This window comes from Pseudomonas sp. FP2254, assembly GCF_030687695.1.
Taxonomy (GTDB): Bacteria; Pseudomonadota; Gammaproteobacteria; order Pseudomonadales; family Pseudomonadaceae; genus Aquipseudomonas; species Aquipseudomonas quebecensis.
This window is the reverse complement of the sequence record NZ_CP117444.1, coordinates 4,886,811-4,903,617: the sequence shown is the minus strand read 5'-3', so window position 1 is coordinate 4,903,617 and position 16,807 is coordinate 4,886,811. Positions and strand designations below refer to the sequence as shown.

At 57.6% G+C, this 16,807-nt stretch carries 13 protein-coding genes and 2 pseudogenes; 10 read left to right on the top strand and 5 right to left on the bottom strand.

All coding sequences use genetic code 11. The annotated features are described in order from the left end of the window. Window positions 1-31 precede the first annotated feature (31 nt). The 3 genes and pseudogenes from PSH94_RS22565 to PSH94_RS22555 all read right to left on the bottom strand — a co-directional run bounded on the left by PSH94_RS22565 (window position 32) and on the right by PSH94_RS22555 (window position 6,407). Window positions 32-1,032 (bottom strand): annotated as a pseudogene (locus tag PSH94_RS22565) (Fic family protein). A gap of 411 nt (window positions 1,033-1,443) precedes the next feature. Beyond that, complete coding sequence (locus PSH94_RS22560; protein ID WP_181081343.1) at window positions 1,444-1,776, bottom strand: hypothetical protein; 333 nt, start codon at window positions 1,774-1,776, stop codon at window positions 1,444-1,446. Beyond that, complete coding sequence (locus PSH94_RS22555; RefSeq protein ID WP_305435844.1) at window positions 1,773-6,407, bottom strand: RHS repeat-associated core domain-containing protein; 4,635 nt, start codon at window positions 6,405-6,407, stop codon at window positions 1,773-1,775. Before PSH94_RS22555 ends, PSH94_RS22560 begins: the two co-directional genes overlap by 4 nt. A 484-nt stretch (window positions 6,408-6,891) precedes the next feature. Here PSH94_RS22555 and PSH94_RS22550 point away from each other — a divergent pair. Continuing rightward, window positions 6,892-7,924, top strand: a pseudogene (locus PSH94_RS22550) (YhcG family protein). 60 nt (window positions 7,925-7,984) lie between these two features. Here PSH94_RS22550 and ycaC read toward each other — a convergent pair. After that, a complete protein-coding gene (ycaC, locus tag PSH94_RS22545; protein WP_093514305.1) occupies window positions 7,985-8,617 on the bottom strand; it encodes an isochorismate family cysteine hydrolase YcaC in 633 nt (210 codons plus the stop codon). A 369-nt stretch (window positions 8,618-8,986) separates the two neighbouring features. Here ycaC and PSH94_RS22540 point away from each other — a divergent pair, with 369 nt between their 5' ends. From PSH94_RS22540 to PSH94_RS22500, 9 genes are all read left to right on the top strand, one after another. Continuing rightward, window positions 8,987-9,568 (top strand): YjfI family protein, encoded by a 582-nt coding sequence (locus PSH94_RS22540; RefSeq protein WP_305435843.1) that lies wholly within the window; start codon window positions 8,987-8,989, stop codon window positions 9,566-9,568. Between the two features lie 17 nt (window positions 9,569-9,585). After that, window positions 9,586-10,284 carry a PspA/IM30 family protein gene (locus PSH94_RS22535; protein ID WP_305435842.1) on the top strand — a complete coding sequence of 233 codons (699 nt, stop codon included), beginning with the start codon at window positions 9,586-9,588 and terminating at the stop codon, window positions 10,282-10,284. A gap of 55 nt (window positions 10,285-10,339) precedes the next feature. Beyond that, a complete protein-coding gene (locus PSH94_RS22530; protein ID WP_305435841.1) occupies window positions 10,340-10,900 on the top strand; it encodes a rhomboid family intramembrane serine protease in 561 nt (186 codons plus the stop codon). Between the two features lie 73 nt (window positions 10,901-10,973). After that, window positions 10,974-12,008 (top strand): ion channel, encoded by a 1,035-nt coding sequence (locus tag PSH94_RS22525; RefSeq protein WP_181079871.1) that lies wholly within the window; start codon window positions 10,974-10,976, stop codon window positions 12,006-12,008. Beyond that, on the top strand, window positions 11,995-12,666 hold the full coding sequence (locus PSH94_RS22520) for a DUF2491 family protein (protein ID WP_253509565.1): 672 nt from the start codon (window positions 11,995-11,997) through the stop codon (window positions 12,664-12,666). The genes PSH94_RS22525 and PSH94_RS22520 overlap by 14 nt, the downstream gene beginning before the upstream one ends. Before the next feature lie 15 nt (window positions 12,667-12,681). Then, the gene (locus PSH94_RS22515) at window positions 12,682-13,110 is read left to right on the top strand and encodes a DUF350 domain-containing protein (RefSeq protein ID WP_034115228.1); all 429 of its coding nucleotides are present in this window, start codon (window positions 12,682-12,684) and stop codon (window positions 13,108-13,110) included. A gap of 18 nt (window positions 13,111-13,128) precedes the next feature. Next, window positions 13,129-13,821: a DUF1190 domain-containing protein gene (locus tag PSH94_RS22510; protein ID WP_305435840.1), complete on the top strand. Its 693-nt coding sequence runs from the start codon at window positions 13,129-13,131 to the stop codon at window positions 13,819-13,821. Window positions 13,822-13,834: 13 nt separating this feature from the next. Further along, window positions 13,835-14,992: a glutathionylspermidine synthase family protein gene (locus PSH94_RS22505; RefSeq protein WP_305435839.1), complete on the top strand. Its 1,158-nt coding sequence runs from the start codon at window positions 13,835-13,837 to the stop codon at window positions 14,990-14,992. Window positions 14,993-15,325: 333 nt separating this feature from the next. Continuing rightward, the gene (locus PSH94_RS22500) at window positions 15,326-15,562 is read left to right on the top strand and encodes a hypothetical protein (RefSeq protein ID WP_253509564.1); all 237 of its coding nucleotides are present in this window, start codon (window positions 15,326-15,328) and stop codon (window positions 15,560-15,562) included. 296 nt (window positions 15,563-15,858) lie between these two features. On the opposite strand, the gene PSH94_RS22495 is transcribed toward PSH94_RS22500, so the two are convergent. Beyond that, window positions 15,859-16,632 carry a helix-turn-helix transcriptional regulator gene (locus PSH94_RS22495; RefSeq protein ID WP_181079865.1) on the bottom strand — a complete coding sequence of 258 codons (774 nt, stop codon included), beginning with the start codon at window positions 16,630-16,632 and terminating at the stop codon, window positions 15,859-15,861. Window positions 16,633-16,807: the final 175 nt, after the last annotated feature.

The window sequence follows — 16,807 nt, the reverse complement described above, 5'->3', positions numbered from 1 at the left end:
ACATGGGGATTCTGGGCAAATGAGCGGGGTGTCACTCGCCTGCTGTATTGGCCTGATAACGCGTGCTGCGGCCGCCTCCTGGGAGGCGGACCAGGCAGTTTTTTTCCAGCAGGTCCGCCAGGTGTCGCGTCGCTGTCGCCTTGGAGACCTTTGCGACCGCCTGGTACTGCGCCGCGCCGATGCCGTGTTCGAAGCCGTTCTCACCACCGTCGAGCAGTCGATTGAGGACCTTGATCTGTTCAGCCGACAAAGGGACGTCGCGGTGCTGCTGCCAGAACCGACTCTGTTCCAGCACCCGGTCAATCCGCGCCATGGCCTGCTGCACGCTGCGTAACAGGGTTTTAAGGAACCACTCCAGCCAGGCAGTGATATCCAGGGAGGCCTTCTGGCTGGATTCCAGCGCGCTGTAGTAGCCGGTGCGGTCTTCGAGGATGCTGGCTGACATAGCATAGAAACGGATGGCCTGGTGTTCACCCTGGGCCAGTGCCAAATCCGTGCTAGCGCGTGTCAGGCGACCATTGCCGTCATCGAAGGGGTGCAGTGTGACAAACCAGAAGTGCGCGACACGACTTGCATTGGCTCATCTCCCCTCAAGGATCCAATATTGAGCGCTCGAGCGGCATAGCCCGCTTCCGGGGCCGGGAACAATAAGTGATGCCAGTTCAATAGGCGGGCGAGGGTAAACGGCTGGGTGAATTGTTGAGTGGCATCCATCATCAACTCGGCGAGGCCTTCGCTGCGGCGGCTTACCTGACCGTCTTCCATCGCTTCCAGGCCCATCCGCCTTGCCAGGGACGAGCGCACCGAGCCGACATTCAACTGTTCACCCTCAATCGCCGAGGACGTCAGGATATTTTGCAGCAGCGCATCCAGTTCATTCTGTGCGCTGACTGGCTGGCTGACGGAGCCGAGCATGCCCAGCAACTTGCCCTGGGCTTGTCCGCACTCGCGCAGCAACGCCGCGAGGCGACCGGGTTGCCAGTGGAAGTGAGGCCAGTCGGCGTGTTGCCAGATCCAGTGCGGATGAGCCATGGTGGAATGCCTGGGGTGCGTGAGCCGAATAAAGAGGTTATTCGGCTCATTTGGTGAGCCGATTGTGCTGCGGATTTGGCTCAGGGTCTAGGCTGGTGGTGGGTGTGTTCGTAAGCACGCCATAACGTCCACCTTCTAGGCCGAAATCTAATGACGGATGCTGGACTCTCCGATTTTTCAGGAGCAGTCATCCATGATGCGTCCCGACGTCAAAGTCGAATAAGTGTGTCTCTATACCAAGCCCGTAGGTGACGTTCTGCTCAGATATATGTTGGATAAAGAAAAATTGTCAGTTGATCTCACTTCGAAAAAAAGCTGGAGTAGCGAGTGATTAGCTTATCAAACTAAATATTTTAGTTGCGCTATGCAGAAATGGTTGTAAATGACCATTTACCAAGTACCTGTATTAAGCTAAAAGAAGAAAAATAGCCCTGTGTGGCTCTTGATTGCGATTGTGTTCAGGTGGATCAATTTTTTCATTACTGATGAGTTTTCAGGCGTCAGGTGGTCTTTAAATATCGCTAGCGCCTTGATGAGGTCCTCATTGGTGTTGATAGTCTCGTCTTCGTAGTCGTCAATTATTTTTCCCAGGGTGTTATTTATAGTTTCCACTGCGCCAGAGATCAGTAGTTTTTTATAATCTTCATCGGTGAGGTGAATGATTTCAAGCAGAGAGTCCGGGCAATCATTTATGTCCAATAACCTCATAGCCTCTAGCGTAAGTGGGACACAAATCATCTTCATTGTTTTAGTTCCTTATTGAAATGGGTTGCTTCATTGTATTCACTTTGTGTTCTGCCCATTTGCTTTCCTGAAGGAGATGTCTTGTTGTTGGGCACGACGCCTTCAAGGCTTAAGTATCGTCTCGATCCCGGCAATGATGGGTCGTAGATTCTAAAGTAGTTTCCATTGATGTCCTCTACAACTTCAACTCCATTGAGAGGGTTCTTGTGTATTTTTTTGCCTTTGTCTGTTGTGGTTACAGTTGGATCGGTGCCGGCAAATTTGACAATGTTTTCATTCAGGTTAGCTGTTTTCCAATTCGCTGAGTATTTAGCTGATCGCTCAGCTCCTCCTGTTTTTGGTAATACAGCATCTCCTTCATCAGCTTTTACAGTTTTGGCCGGTTCATTAGCAGTTACCTCTGGCTTACAACCGTCTCCCCCGGGGCAGGTGTTTAAGCCTAACGGATCTACCCATCCTGTAGGGTTTGGAGCGTACTGGTAGGAGTTGATTCCCCCCGCCAACTTCACGGGGTCCGGTGTGAGGTAACGACCAATATCCGGATTGTAGTAGCGATGGCGGTTGTAGTGCAGGCCGCTTTCTTTGTCGAAGTATTGGCCCTGGAAGCGCAGCGGGTTGTCGAGTTTGCCTACGTCGAGGCGGGCGATTTCGCCGTAGGCGCGGTAGTGGGCGGACCAGACGATATCGCCCTCGGGGGTGGTGAGTTCCTGGGGTGTACCGAGGTGGTCGAGTTGGTAGTGGTAGGGTTTTGTCTTTTTGGGACCGAAGCCTTCTAAAAGTGCCAACGGCCGAAAGCTGTCGGGTTCGTAGAGGTAACTGCGATGGCGGTCGGCCTGGTGTTCGGCAATCAGCTTGTCGCCTTGCCAGAAAAACTCCGTCGTTATGCCGTCCACGGTTTTGCTGATGCGCCGCCCAAACGGGTCGTAGCGGTAGCTGGCGGTTTGGCCGTTGGGTTGGGTGATGCCGATCAGCCGATGCTGGCAGTCGTAGCGGTATTCCGTGACGAGTTGCCGGCCCTTGCCACGCCGTTCCTGGATCAGGTTGCCGAAGGCGTCGTAGGTGTAGTGGCGGTCGCCCTGAATCATCAGGCGGTTGCCGGCGACGATGTCGGGGCCGGGGCGGTTTTGCATCAGCAGGTTGCCGGCCGGGTTGTGGGCGAAACGTTCCTGTACGTCGTGGGAATGGTCGGCGCGGGTCAGGCGTTGCAGCGGGTCGTAGCGGTAGTGGTGTTCGCCTTTGCGGGTGTCGAGCAGGCGGGTGAGGTTGCCGGCTTGGTCGTAGTCGTATTGGCGCTGGTAGAGCGGATGGGTCTGATGGGTGACGGCGTGGGCGTGCAGGCGCTGCTGGTCGTCGTAGTGGTAGTGGCTGAGCAGTTGGCCTTGTTGGCGCTGATATTCGCGGCCTTTGCTGAACAGGTGTGAGGTCAGCGGTTTGCCGTTGAGTTCGACGGTGGCGAGATGCCCGCCCTTGTCGTAGTTGAACTCCACGCGGTTGTTGTCCGGCAGGCGCAAATGTTTGAGCTGGCCACAGGCGTCGTAGCCGTAGCGCAGGGTGCCCCAGCCCTGGTGTTCGGCGGTGAGGCGGTTTTGGCGGTCGTACTCGTAGGCCAACGCCCAGTGGCCGTCGTCGACGCTGAGGAGATTGCCTTGGCGGTCGTAGGTGTAATCGACCTTGTTGCCGTCGGGCAGGGTTTTTCGTACGAGGCGACCGGCGTGGTCGCGCGCATAACGGGTAATGCGCTGACTGCCGTCGTCGCCGTGTTCGGTCTTTTCCTGCAGGTGGCCATTGAGGTCGTAGGTGTACGCGGTGCGTTGGCCGTCGAAGCCGGTTTCCTGCCGGATCAGGCCGTTGGGGTGGTAGTCGAGTTGGTAGGTTTCGCCGACTTCGTTTTCGATCTCGGTCAGCAGCAATCGGGCGTTGTCGTAGCGGTAGTTGACCTGAGTGCCATCGGCGTTGAGGCGGTGGCTGATCAGGTGCAGGCCGTCGGCGTAGTCGTAGCGGGTGACGTGGCCGAGTTCGTCGCGTTCGGCGGTGATTTTTCCGTAGGGGTTGTAGCTGTATTCGCGTGTGGCACCGCCCGGTAAAACGATGCGGACTAACCGACCGACACCGTCCCACTGATATTGGGTCAGCGCGCCGAACTCATCCTCGCGCGCCACCTCGCGGCCCAGGTCGTCATAGCGATAGCGCTTGATCCCGCCATTGGGCAGTTGCTCCTCAATGAGTTGCCCGCGTTTATTCCACACCAGCCGATGGCAGCTGTGATCCGGGTACCAAACCCCGGTCAGTTGTCCGTATTTGTTGTAGCTGTAATCCGTGACATGCCCATCGGGATCGATCTTACGAACGACATCGCCCTGGTCATTGCGCTCGTACTTCCAAACCGCCTCACCCCGGCGCACCACCCGTACGAAACCGTTGTCATGCTCGTAGGTTGTTGGCTCATCATCCCCAGGAAACAACGCCACCAAGCGTCCGGCTTCGTCGTACTGATACGCCGTCACCGCCCCCAGCGGGTCCTGCTCGACTGTCAGCCGGCCTTTTTCGTCGTAGGATTTGAAGTGCTGCGCGCCATCGGGATCGATACGTTGCACCAGGCGTGCGCGGTCATCGTGGACATACACTTCCTGGCTGCCATCGGCGTTGTGCACCGTGACGCGGCCGTCATCCCCCCAGGCATAGCGCGTGTCCATCTGCGAGAAACTGGCCCAATGCCGGATGCATCTCGCCGCCTTGCCGGCCCGTTCCCACGCCCAGAAGAAACTCGCCCCACCGGCCAGTCCACGCTCCACAATGACGTGCTGCTCGTCGTAGCGATAAACCTCGCTTTCGCCTGCCGAATTGGTCGCCGAAACCAACCGTCCCAGGTCGTCATAGGCGTAGGAAACAACGTTCTGCTCGGTGATCCATTCGTAAGGCTCATGCTCCTTGGCGCGCTGGACCTGATAGTCCACCGCGACGATGCGGCCAAATGCATAGCGCAGGAACAGCGAACGCCCGACACCGTTATCCACTCGCTCGATACGCCCGGAAAAATCCCGAGCAATACGCAGCCGGTTGTCATACGCATCGCTGATCGAGACCAATGCGCCATCGCGAAAGTGATAAAACCGTGACGCCTGCGCCAGCACCAATTCATCCGGCGAATCCCCCAGATAGATCGCCGCTTCGGCCAAGCTATTGGTGATTGCAGGTCGAGCAACCGTGGGCAAGGGCAGAGTGATCGACCGGTTCTCATGATCCGTCCACACCACCGAATCGCCCGACACACAAAGCCGCTGCGCCAACGCATGGCTCCAGCCAAACCCCAACCCGACATCCACTTCCACCGCACTGGTGCGATACAACCGTGCCCACTCAAACGGCAAAATCCCATCCAACGTGCCATCGGTCAGCGTCAACAGTTCCTCCCCGGTAACCATCGACACCGGGCAGCCGTTGGTGACGGTCTTATCCGAAGAGGCCGCCGCATCGCCCTTCGGATTCGTCGATACAGCAGGCACATCATCCACAGGCTCTTTTTGCTTAAGCACCGCGTTCTGCCGCGCCCGCCAGCGCATCTGCAGCGTGCCTTGCTTCACCCCGCCGACCACGCCGCGAACCGCTACCGCTTTGTAGCGATCCACCGCCTGCATGAACTTCGTCAGAATCGCCAGCACGCTCTGAACAAAACCTACAGCCGCCTTAACAATCTGTGCGCCATACCTGGCCAGCCGCAGGCTCAAATACGCCACAGCCGCCGCCGGCAATGCGATGGTCAGCACCGCGCCAATCACCAGGTCAATCAGCAGCGACACCACAAACCCAGCGGCCACTTGCGCAATCTCACTGGGCGGCAATGCGTCCAACCAGATCATCGCCGTGCGCACCAGCAGGAACAGCGCCGCCTCATCACTCGCGAGCAACATCGCCTGTGCCATGACCTTGGGCGCATCGGTGGCGATTTGTGCGAGCTTGGTCGCTTCAGCCCCCAGCTGTTCGACGTACTTCAACGGGTCTTCAAGCATCGCCTGCACCAGCTTGATGCTGTCCCACACGTCCCGGATCGCGGCCCAACTGCCCGCCAGTACGCCGCTGCCAATCGCACTGGCCGTGGACTGCTGCCAATGCGGCTTGAAGCCTTGCCACTGTTCGCGGAGCCACCGCTCCAGGTCCGCCATCAGCCCGGCGTAGGAGGCGAACAACGCATCCACCTGCTCCTGGGAAACACCGCCCTGTACCCGCACCTGATAGCGCCCGCCAGCGGCGCAGTGGTGTGAGCCCTTGCCGTGCTCATCCAGCATGACCCGCGTGGAACTGCCGTCATCCAACCCGATCACTTCGACTGGAATGTCGCCAATCGGCACGTCATACACCGAGTCGAATGTGCTCTCTATCTTCAGCTCGCCGCCCAACTGGCACACGGCAACACTGCCGATAAAGTTCGGGTCGCTTATGCTCACGGTTGTCTGCGCGTCACCGACGCGCAACACCCGATCCATCCCCAGCAACGACGGCATATCTGCCGCATGGCTCACCGAATCCAGCGCCCGCGAATACCAGGCGCCCATCTGCTGGCGATAAGTCACCAGGCTCTGATGAAAGCCATCCAGCTCATGTTCGATAGAGGCAATGTGGGAAGCGTGGGTCATCCGTGACGTCTCGGCAGAGGGCAAGGCGTCGGAGTCTGCCGCAGTAAAAAGCGGCTGGATGAACGGCGGGGAAAATCAGAAAGGGCTTACGAAGGTCGCGTAATAGTCAGCCCCAATCACAGTTGGGGGCTACTTCAAATGGCGATCATGCTCATTGACGAGCAGTGCTTTGTGCTTCTTTAAGTTGGAGTTCAAATTCAATCAGTCCAGCCTGCATCCTCTGCAATACGGCGATTTGCCTAGCCAGGTCTCGCTTCTTAAATTGGCAATAGCGTGTTCTGCTCGATCCCAGGGCAAAGCATTGGCCTCTCCCTTTTCCAAATCGTCCGCCGACCTGCTTCAGAGAGTGTTGCAATAAGCTGATTTGCAGTTGCCAGTAGGACCGTTCTGTAAGATGTGTCTGGCAGCTCCTGAAGCGCTTACGACCCCTTGTTACTGCAAAGACCTCTGACTAGCCTGCCGAAAACTCAAGAGTGAAACAGGCATGAGCGAAAGGTCTATCCGTTTGACGGCGCCTCCGACGGGCTACAGCGATTGGCTGACCGGCCTTAAAAAGCGCATCCACGTGGCACAACAGCGTGCGTCACTGGCAGTCAATCGAGAAATGGTGCTCCTTTACTGGAATATCGGTCACGAGATTTTGACCCGCCAGAACCAGCAGGGGTGGGGGAGCAAGGTTATTGATTGTCTTGCTCAAGATTTGCGTACGAGTTTTCCCTGCATGAAAGGTTTTTCGCCCCGCAACCTGAAGTACATGCGTGCATTTGCTGAATGCTTGGCCGGATTCGGAATTTGTGCAACAGGCTGCTGCACAATTGCCGTGGGGTCACAATGTGGTCCTGCTCGACAAACTTCCGGGCCCAGAACCCCGTCGTTGGTACATCGCGCAGGCGATTGAACACAGTTGGTCCCGCAACACGCTGGTGATGCAAATCGAAACTCGCCTACTGGAGCGCACGGGTAAAGCAGTCAGCAATTTCGAAAGCCACCTGCCCAAGCCACAATCCGACCTGGCGCGTGAGTCGCTGAAAGATCCTTATCGTTTTGATTTTCTCAGTCTGGCCCTGGATGCGCAGGAGCGCGACATAGAAAATGCCCTGATCAAACACGTCACCGACTTTCTGTTGGAGTTGGGCGCTGGTTTTGCGTTCGTCGGCCAACAAGTTCTCTTGGATGTGGGTGGCGATGAGTTCTTCGTTGATCTGTTGTTCTACCACGTGAAGCTGCGTTGCTACGTGGTGATCAAGCTCAAGGCGGGAAAATTTAAGCCTGAACACCTAGGCAAGCTGAGCTTTTACCTTGCTGCTGTAGATGCTCAGCTTAGGCATCCGCAAGATGGGCCAACGATTGGCCTATTATTGTGCAAGAGCAAGAACGCGGTGGTAGCTGAGTATGCACTGCGCGATAACAACCGACCTATCGGAGTGGCGGAATATCAACTGGTAGGGGCATTACCCGCAGAGCTGCAAACCAGTTTGCCAAGCATCGAGCAAATTGAGCGGGAACTGGCGGGTTAAGCTCGGTTGAATAACGAAAGCCTGCTTTTAAGGGCAGGCTTATCGCGAATCTCGGCTGACTTACTTCTGATGAGCCGTCAGCGCCGCATACCCATTCATCAAGTTGCGATAGTTGGGAATGCGCTGGGACAACAAATTCCCCAGGCCTTCGATATCGTTGCGCCAGTCGCGGTGCAGCTCACAGGCCACCGAGAACCAGTTCATCAACTGCGCACCGGCCTGTGTCATGCGGCTCCACGCCGCCTGCTGCACCGTGGTGTTGAACGTGCCGGAAGCATCGGTTACTACAAACACCTCAAACCCTTCCGCCAGCGCCGACAAGGTCGGGAACGCTACGCAGACATCCGTGACCACACCGGCAATGATGATCTGCTTGCGCCCGGTGGCCTTGATTGCCTTGACGAAATCTTCGTTGTCCCACGCATTGATCTGGCCAGGGCGGGCGATGTACGGCGCGTCCGGGAACATCTCTTTCAGCTCCGGCACCAGCGGGCCGTTGGGGCCCTGTTCGAAACTGGTGGTGAGGATGGTCGGCAGGTTGAAGAACTTGGCCAGGTCGGCCAGGGCCAGTACGTTGTTCTTGAACTCGTTGGGCGAGAAGTCCTGAACCAGGGAGATCAGGCCGGTCTGGTGGTCGACCAGCAGGACTACGGCGTCGTCTTTGTTGAGGCGGTTGTAGGTTGCAGTGCTCATGGTTGAATCCTTTTTGTTTAAGTGGGTTAGGGCGTTGCGTTCAACATGGGCACAGATTAATGGGTGGCGACGGCATGATAAATCGTCTGATATGGGTAATACCGTCAACTCAAAGGTGACAATTTCGATCATTTAGCAGCAGCGACCTTTAGTGTCACTGAAAGAAGTACGACAAAAAATCTCACGCGTGAGCTATTGAGCCTGCTGAAAATTGCCTGTAGATTTTCTCACGCGTGAGTTTTTCACAGCGAGGTCAGCACTATGAAAAGCAGCTCTCCATCGAACCCGTCCCCAGGGGCCGATACCGATTCAACCCGTCTTCAAGGAGAGCGCTTGAAACCGTCGGTCAAAAAGCCATCGAGCTTTTACATGAAGCAGATGCGCGCAGGCCTGGCGGCCGCCGGCTATGTGAAACACGAGACTTGGGTGCTTCCCGAAAATCGAAGCCTGCTCAAGCAAATGGAGAAACAGCTTCGCCAGCCGATTCTGGCTGGTTCATTCATGTCGGAGAATTTCATGAGCGCAGGCACCAACTGGAATATCGATCGCCTCTTCACCGCTCTTCAGGCCCTGGACGAGGTGGTGTCCAAGGACATTACGCTGTCTCTGGTCCAAGGCTCCGAATCCAGCATCAAGCTGGAAATGAACGACTTCGGTGGCTTGCCGATTTACATCGCCGTGGTGGGCGAGCAGATCATCGTCGATACCGTGCTGGTCGATGTCGAGTCCATCAACGATGTCGCAGCATTTAATGACGCGGTGTTGCGCAGCCGGGAGATGTTCCCGCTGTCCTCCATCGGTATCGAGACCATGCCCAACGGGCAAGTGGTCTACAACATGTTCGGCGCATTGAGCTCCGACTCCAGCCTGACCAATATCGTGACCGAGGTGAAAACCCTGGTCGACAACGTGCAGCGCGCCAGCGAAGCCTTCGAACGTTTCTTCAATTAAGTATTCGGGAGTATCCAATGACTCAGTCCATCTGGAGCAAATTGTTCACCGCGCTGCGTGGCGGTGCCAGCGAAGTCGGCGAATCGATCGTTGACCAACAAGCCCTGCGCATCCTCGATCAGGAAATTCGCGATGCCGATACCGCGCTGGCCAACGCCAAGCGTGAGCTGGTCAGCATCATGGCCAAGCACAAATTGGCGACTGATCGCGTCAACGAGTACGACGCCAAGATCAAGGACCTGGAGTCCAAGGCAGTGGCGGCCCTGCAGGCCAATCGTGAAGACCTCGCCCTGGAAGTGGCCGAAGCGATTTCGACCCTGAGCAACGAGCGGGATGTCGAGCATAAGCAAGCCATTGAGTTCGGTGGCTATGCGGAAGGCATGCGCAAGGACATCACCAAGGCCGAAAGCCGGATCAAAAGCCTGCGTCAGCAAGTGGATATGGCCAAGGCTCGCGACAGCGTACAGAAGGCCCAGGTCAGCGCCTCCATCGCCAGCGGCGGTGCCAACGGCAAGCTGGAAACCGCCGTCGGTACGCTGAATCGTTTGCAGGCCAAGCAGCAGCAACTCGCCGCTGAACTGCAAGCCCAGGATGAGCTGGCTGACGCTTCGACGGGGACCGATCTGGAGCGCAAGCTGCGCGACGCCGGCATCACGCCTGATGAAGGCAGCGCCAATGCGATTCTGGAGCGCCTGAAGCAAAAGTCGGCGGAGTAAGCAACGTCGCCGCTGGGAGGGCAGTGTCTGCCCTCCCTTTTTTGTCGAGGTCAGGATGGATGCCCTGAAGGGTTTCAAGACAATCGCAGGCTTGGCCTTCTTGATGGTCGCGCTGCAACTGTTCAATGTGGCGACCGGTTACAGCCTTATGGCGTTCGGCCTGATCCCGAGAACGCTGCAGGGGCTGCCCGGTATACTCACGTCACCGTTTCTGCACGGCTCGTTCGCCCACCTGAGCGCCAACCTGATTGCCTTTGTGATCCTGGGCAGCCTGGTGATGATCGAAGGGCTCAATCGGTTTGTGGCCGTCAGCGCGATCATCATTGTGCTGGGTGGCTCGCTGGTCTGGCTGTTCGGTTTTGCCGGCATACACGTGGGCGCCAGCGGCTGGGTCTTCGGGCTATGGGCCTACCTGTTGTCTCGCGCCTGGTTCCACAGGAGTTGGGGCAACCTGATAACGGCCGCTGTCGTCGCGGCACTGTATGGCGGCTTGATCCTTGGCTTCCTGCCTCGCCAGGGTGTTTCCTTCGAAGGGCATCTGTTTGGCGCGTTCGCCGGATTTATTGCAGCCAAGGTACTTCTCTCCAAACCACGCAGCAGGTTTAATGCCGGCTGAGCGCGCTTGAGCATCCCGATGTCGAGGCGACAACGTCATCAGGTAATCAAGTACCCAAGGAGCCAGGGACAACGTGTCGATTTTTCTTCTGTTGCGCAGGTACGCTTCCTCGCTCTTTCACCGCTTCGGTTGGGCGGGGCTGGTGATCGCCCTGGGGATACACCTGATCACCGCCTACCTGGGCCTGGTTTACCTGGGCGAACAGCACCTCACCGCTCCCGCCACATTTATTTACTTCTACCTCACCACCACGCTGACGGTCGGCTATGGCGATCTTGCGCCGCAGACCTCGGCGGGGCGCGTGTTCGTGGCTGCCTGGGTGATGCTCGGGGGCATTGCGCTGCTGACGGCAGCCATCGGCAAAACCACCAGCACTGTCATCGATGCATGGAGAAAAGGCATGAAGGGCAAAGGCGATTTCACCGGTAAGGTCGGTCATACCGTGCTCATTGGCTGGGAGGGCGCGTCCAGTGAGCGAGTCATTGAGTTGTTGCTCCAGGACGAAACCTCGAACGACAACCTGATCGTCATTTGCGATTGCACCCTCGAAGAAAACCCAATGCCGGGCAAGGCGGCGTTCATCCGTGGCGAAAGCCTGTCTTCCACCGCGTTATTGCTGCGTGCCGGCGTGCCCGGTGCCGAGCGTGTGCTGGTGCGCACTCCGTCTGATGATCTGACGCTGGCCACCGTGCTGGCGGTGAATCAACTGAGCCCGGTCGGTCATGTGGTGGCCCACTTCAATGAAAGCGAAATTGCCGCCCTGGCCAGCTCCTACGCCCCCAGCCTGGAATGCACATCAAGCATGGCTATCGAAATGCTGGTGCGCGCGTCTCAGGATCCGGGCTCGTCGGTGGTCATCAATGAGCTGTTGTGCGTGGGCCAAGGTGCCACCCAATACTTGATGAAATTGCCCGAGGCCTTTGAAGCCACGTTCGGCGACCTGTACACCCAAATGAAAGAACGCCACAACGCCACACTCATCGGCTATCGCGCCCAAGGCGCCCCGCAACCCTCGATCAACCCGCCCAGCAACACGCGCGTTGCAGGTGGCGAACTCTTCTACATCGCCTCCACCCGCCTCAAGGAAATCTCCAATGGGATGGTTTAAACAGTTGATGGGGCTTGAGGCCCCGCACGCCAATACACAATCGAAAGAGCCTGGCCAAGCCGTGCCGACCACCGGGCCGCTGGGCCTGGCGCCGGGCAAAGGCGTGATATTCGACACGAGCCTGAAATTGCTGCTCGACGGCAAAACCACGGTGATCATCCCCGGCACCCAGGAAATCTGGAGCAACGGCACCGTTGACCTCGGGCAGTCGACCTGGCTGTCGCGCTACTACATGAACGACGAAGATTACTGGCTGCAGGTACACACCACGGGCGATATCACCGGGCAGGTCGAGTCGGTGATCCTGTTCAACTACCTGAGTTACGTCACCCTCAGCAGCGAGGCCGAACTGCGCCGCCTGGCGGGGCCGCAGAGTCTGATCGGTTTGCCGACCTACACCCACAACGGCGTCGAATACGCGCGTGTATGGGGCAGCGAGGAAGGTCAGACAGAATTGGTGGCCATGAGTGAGCAGGTGATCAACCCCGAAGACGCCTACAGCGTCGAGCACCGTTCGATGCTATACGCACGGGATACAGGCCTGACCGATCGACGTGAGTTCCTGCTGTTTTCCGTCGAGGAAGACGCTGAAGGCACCGTTAGCCTGAGCACATCGCTGGGCATTTCGCTGTACACAACCGACTTGAAAGCGCTCTAAAAAAGGAAGAAACACATGCTAGAAGCTCTCTCCATTTCACTGAACAAAACCGCTGTGCTCGGGTTTGTGACCTACATCCTGGGCGCTGCCGTACTGTTCGCACTGTTCCAGTTCATCTACACCCGCATCACCCCGCACAAAGAATTCGAACTGATCCGTGCAGGCAATGTTTCCGCAGCCGTTGCCCTGGGCGGTGCCATCGTCGGGTTCGCCATTCCGGCCAGCAATGTGATTGCCTACTCGATCAGCATTCTCGACTTCGTCGTCTGGGCAGTGATCGCGGCCGTCGTCCAACTGCTGGCGTTTCTGCTGACCAGCCTGGTGCTCAAAGGCACGTCCGAGCGCATCAGGAAGGGCGAGCTTGCGGCAGGCATCTACGTGGCCGCCGTGGCTATCAGCGTCGGCATGTTGAATGCCGCCTGCATGACGCCCACCCAGAACTGATTGCGCACGGAGCTCCCGATGAAACGAAGCAAGTACGTCCAGCTTTCGCTGGCAGCGTCGGTCGCGATGGCGATTTCCGGCTGCGGGCCGACGGAAAAAACCTACGATCTGCAGAAGAAGTACAACTTCCAGTCCGTTCAGCAATGCGCCGATGAAAAGCTTCCGGTGGACGTCTGCTCGGACGCCTACATGACCGCCATGGCCGAGCATCGCCGCATCGCTCCGGTGTACGCCAGCCAGGCCGACTGCGATGCCGACTTTGTCGCCGGCTGGTGCCAGCTGGACTCCAATGGCCAGTTCATTCCCAAGCTGGGCGGTTTCGAGCTGACCGCCGAAGGCCAGGTGACACAATCCCAGGTCGACGCTGCCAACGCTCAGGCAAGCGGCGGCTCCGGCTTCTCCACCAGCAGCCTGCTGACCGGTCTGCTGATCGGCAACATGCTGAGCAGCAATCGCAACAGCTACCGTTCTGAGCCCGTGTATCGCTATCGCGATGATCGCGGCGACTACGCCAACTCGACGCTCAATCAGCGCGTCTCCAATGGCGCCACGTTCGGCCGCTCGAACCAGGCCCGGTATGGCAGCAGCAATTACACCAACACGCTGCGCTCCTCCGGCACGTCGGGCTCCGTGGCGTCGGCCACCTCCCGTGGCGGTTTCGGCAGCAAGGCCAGCGCACGCAGCGGCTGGGGCGGCGGGTCGAGCAGTTAAGGAAAACCCGGGCATGAAGAAGATCCATTGCGCAGAGCGTCATGACTGGAAACAGACGGCCGACAGCCTCGGCTTTCTGTTCCACACCATCGACAACGAACCCTATTGGGACGAGAGCGCGTACTACCAGTTCACGCTCAAGCAAATCGAGCAAGACCTGGAAGACCCGACCACCGAGATCCATGACATGTGCATGGACCTCGTGGCACGCGTCGTCCAGAGCGAAGAACTGCTCGAACGCCTGAGCATCCCCGCGCCTTTCTTCGACATGATCAGAACGTCGTGGCTGGAAGGTCATCCGCACCTGTATGGGCGCATGGATTTCTCCTACGACGGCACCGGCCCCGCCAAGCTGCTGGAGCTCAACTACGACACACCGACCAGCCTTTACGAGGCTGCGGCGTTTCAGTGGGGCTGGCTGGAGCAATGCATCGAGCGCGGCCTGCTGCCCAAGCATGCCGACCAGTTCAACAGCATCGACACCAAACTGCACCAGGCTTTCGCGCAGTTGCAGGTCAACCAGCCGTTCTACTTCGCCTCGATGAAAGACTCGGTCGAAGACAAAGGCACCACCGACTACCTGCGCCTGGTCGCGGAAAAAGTCGGCATCGAATCACGCCACATCGACATCGAAGACATCGGCCTGACCCCCGAAGGCCGCTTCGTCGACCTCCAGGACCGTTGGATTCCCTATCTGTTCAAACTGCACGCCTGGGAATTCATCTTCCACGAACCCTTCGGCGCCGCGATTGCCGAGAGTGATACCCAGTTTTTCGAGCCTGCGTGGAAATCCATCATTTCCAATAAAGGCATCCTGCCGCTGTTGTGGGAATTCAACAAAGGCCACCCGAATCTGCTCGCCGCCCACCTGGATACCGAACCGGGTAAAGCGGTGCCGAAGGGGTGGGTGCGCAAGCCGTTTTTCTCGCGGGAAGGCGCCAACATTGAGCTGCAAACGGCTGATGGGCTGGTTGTGAAGGAGGACGGGCCCTACACGGATGCGCCGTTTATCCTGCAGGAATTTGCGCCGTTGCCGCGGTTTGGGGACAGCTATACGTTGATTGGGTCCTGGGTGATCGGGGACCAGGCGGCGGGGATTGGGGTGCGGGAGGATAATAGTTTGATTACCAAGGATTCGAGCCGGTTTTTGCCGCATTTGATATTGGATTGAGGCTGGCGCTTAAAGGGCCAGCAGGGCTGATCCCTTTCATTTGCAGGACGTTTCCGAGAGAATCCCAACCGCATTGCGCCAGCGGGAGTGCGTGGCTAGGCTGCGGATCGTCACTGCCTATTCAGTGATCGGGTTTAGTCGCCCGGATTCGATTGGCGCATAAGCAACTCATGAGTCAGGCCCCCCTTCGCCTGCATCTTATGGTGGCTGTGCGCAGGGCACCTCCGGGTGCGCCGGGTTTCCAATCGACCGGTCGACTAACCTGCGTACAGCTGCCGCCTTTTGTTTAGTCGCGAGAAGTGGCAGCTCCAAATTATCGATTGGAGGTTTGCTATGGATAACGTTGTTTCGGATTCGCTCTCATCGCCTGCGACCAACCCTTTTACTGTCAATGAAGAGCTGAGCTTTGAGGATGCCTGGGGGCGTGTGGCTGAGTTACTGCAGTGTGCGGTGGCTACGTCGCAAGTGCTCGGTGAACCAGTGGCTGCGCCGCAAAGAGCGGTGATGCATTTGGTGGAAATGGCGAAGATGGTGGCGGATCGAGCTGTGGAGTGTTTGCAGCCCACGTAAAGCGATGGAGAGAAGGTAGAGCGACCCGCTTTTGATTAATCAATTGTCCAATAGCTGTTGGACACTTGAGTCGGGGGTACTTATCAGGCAATTAAAAAGCCGGCTTGTGGCCGGCTTCTCGCTGACTGCCTCGGCTTGTTTTTGACAAACCTCACCAGCCTTCAAATCGCTCAGCCCACATTGCGTCGGGCTGAATAGTAGGGGCATCCGCGGGAACTCCTCCGCATCGCCGAGCAGGGTGGATAGCGCAAAGCCACCCCCTGCCAAATGTGCGGCGCATGATACCCGCATTCATCTCAGTTGCCCACCTCGGGTTCCGATTTAGAGCCTTCCCAGCCCAAAAGATGCTCATCCAGCGGCACGGGCGGGCGGCGGTTGTTGAGGGTGGACCACCAGAATACCCAACCCACGATCTGGAAGTTCTGTTCGAAGCGTTCCTCGTAGGTGAGGTATTCGTCCGGGTGTTCGCCGGCGTTGTGGCTGCGCATGCGCAATCCGCCCCCAGGTCGGTTGTAGAGGTATTTGATGCGTAGCATCCCGTCGTGTTCGACGGCGTAGATTTCGCCGTCGATGATTTGGCTGCGGCCTCGGTCGATGGCGAGGGTGGCGCCTTGTTGGATGATGTCGATCATGCTGTTGTCGACCATGTAGGCGCCCAGTGCGCGGTCGGGGTTGACGTTGAGGGTTTCGAGGGCGTGCAGGGAGATGCGGATGCGCTCGGTTGAGGTGAAGGAGGTGTGGAGGGGAATCTCCACGTCGATTTTTTCCGGGCTGCAGGCGGGGCCTGTGAGGTATTTGCCGCTGTCTTCGCGGGTGGGCAGTCCTTTGCGTGCACTGGGTGCTTCCAGCAGGAAGTTGGCCGGTGGGTGTTTGGGGCCTTCGCCGGTGCGCAGCCAACGGCTGGAGACGCAGAGCAGTTCTGCGAACTCGTTGAGTCGGCCCATGGGCACGCCGCGTTTGAACCAGTTGTTCACGTGTTGAGGCGTGACGCCGCGGTTCTTGGCGAAGTCGGAAGCGGAAAGATGAACTTCCCGCAGTAGTGCTTTTAAACGATCACCTGATGTATTCATAAACGCAGAGTTTACTGGCGGATAAAAACCATCAAATAAACCATGCGTTGATTTGCGCGTGTAGGTTTTGGCTTAGTTGTAGCCGGTTTTTTCAATTTTCTTGTCTGTTTAAACGTTAGTTGATGTTAGTTGAACTCGCTGTTTAATTTTTTCCAAAAAAAAGCCCCGAATGAAC

Excerpts from the sequence above, each read along its gene's own strand:
- PSH94_RS22560 (WP_181081343.1), bottom strand. The coding sequence starts at position 1,776 with ATGAAGATGATTTGTGTCCCACTTACGCTAGAGGCTATGAGGTTATTG.
- PSH94_RS22555 (WP_305435844.1), bottom strand. The coding sequence starts at position 6,407 with ATGACCCACGCTTCCCACATTGCCTCTATCGAACATGAGCTGGATGGC.
- ycaC (WP_093514305.1), bottom strand. The coding sequence starts at position 8,617 with ATGAGCACTGCAACCTACAACCGCCTCAACAAAGACGACGCCGTAGTC.
- PSH94_RS22540 (WP_305435843.1), top strand. The coding sequence starts at position 8,987 with ATGAAGCAGATGCGCGCAGGCCTGGCGGCCGCCGGCTATGTGAAACAC.
- PSH94_RS22535 (WP_305435842.1), top strand. The coding sequence starts at position 9,586 with ATGACTCAGTCCATCTGGAGCAAATTGTTCACCGCGCTGCGTGGCGGT.
- PSH94_RS22530 (WP_305435841.1), top strand. The coding sequence starts at position 10,340 with ATGGATGCCCTGAAGGGTTTCAAGACAATCGCAGGCTTGGCCTTCTTG.
- PSH94_RS22520 (WP_253509565.1), top strand. The coding sequence starts at position 11,995 with ATGGGATGGTTTAAACAGTTGATGGGGCTTGAGGCCCCGCACGCCAAT.
- PSH94_RS22515 (WP_034115228.1), top strand. The coding sequence starts at position 12,682 with ATGCTAGAAGCTCTCTCCATTTCACTGAACAAAACCGCTGTGCTCGGG.
- PSH94_RS22510 (WP_305435840.1), top strand. The coding sequence starts at position 13,129 with ATGAAACGAAGCAAGTACGTCCAGCTTTCGCTGGCAGCGTCGGTCGCG.
- PSH94_RS22505 (WP_305435839.1), top strand. The coding sequence starts at position 13,835 with ATGAAGAAGATCCATTGCGCAGAGCGTCATGACTGGAAACAGACGGCC.
- PSH94_RS22500 (WP_253509564.1), top strand. The coding sequence starts at position 15,326 with ATGGATAACGTTGTTTCGGATTCGCTCTCATCGCCTGCGACCAACCCT.
- PSH94_RS22495 (WP_181079865.1), bottom strand. The coding sequence starts at position 16,632 with ATGAATACATCAGGTGATCGTTTAAAAGCACTACTGCGGGAAGTTCAT.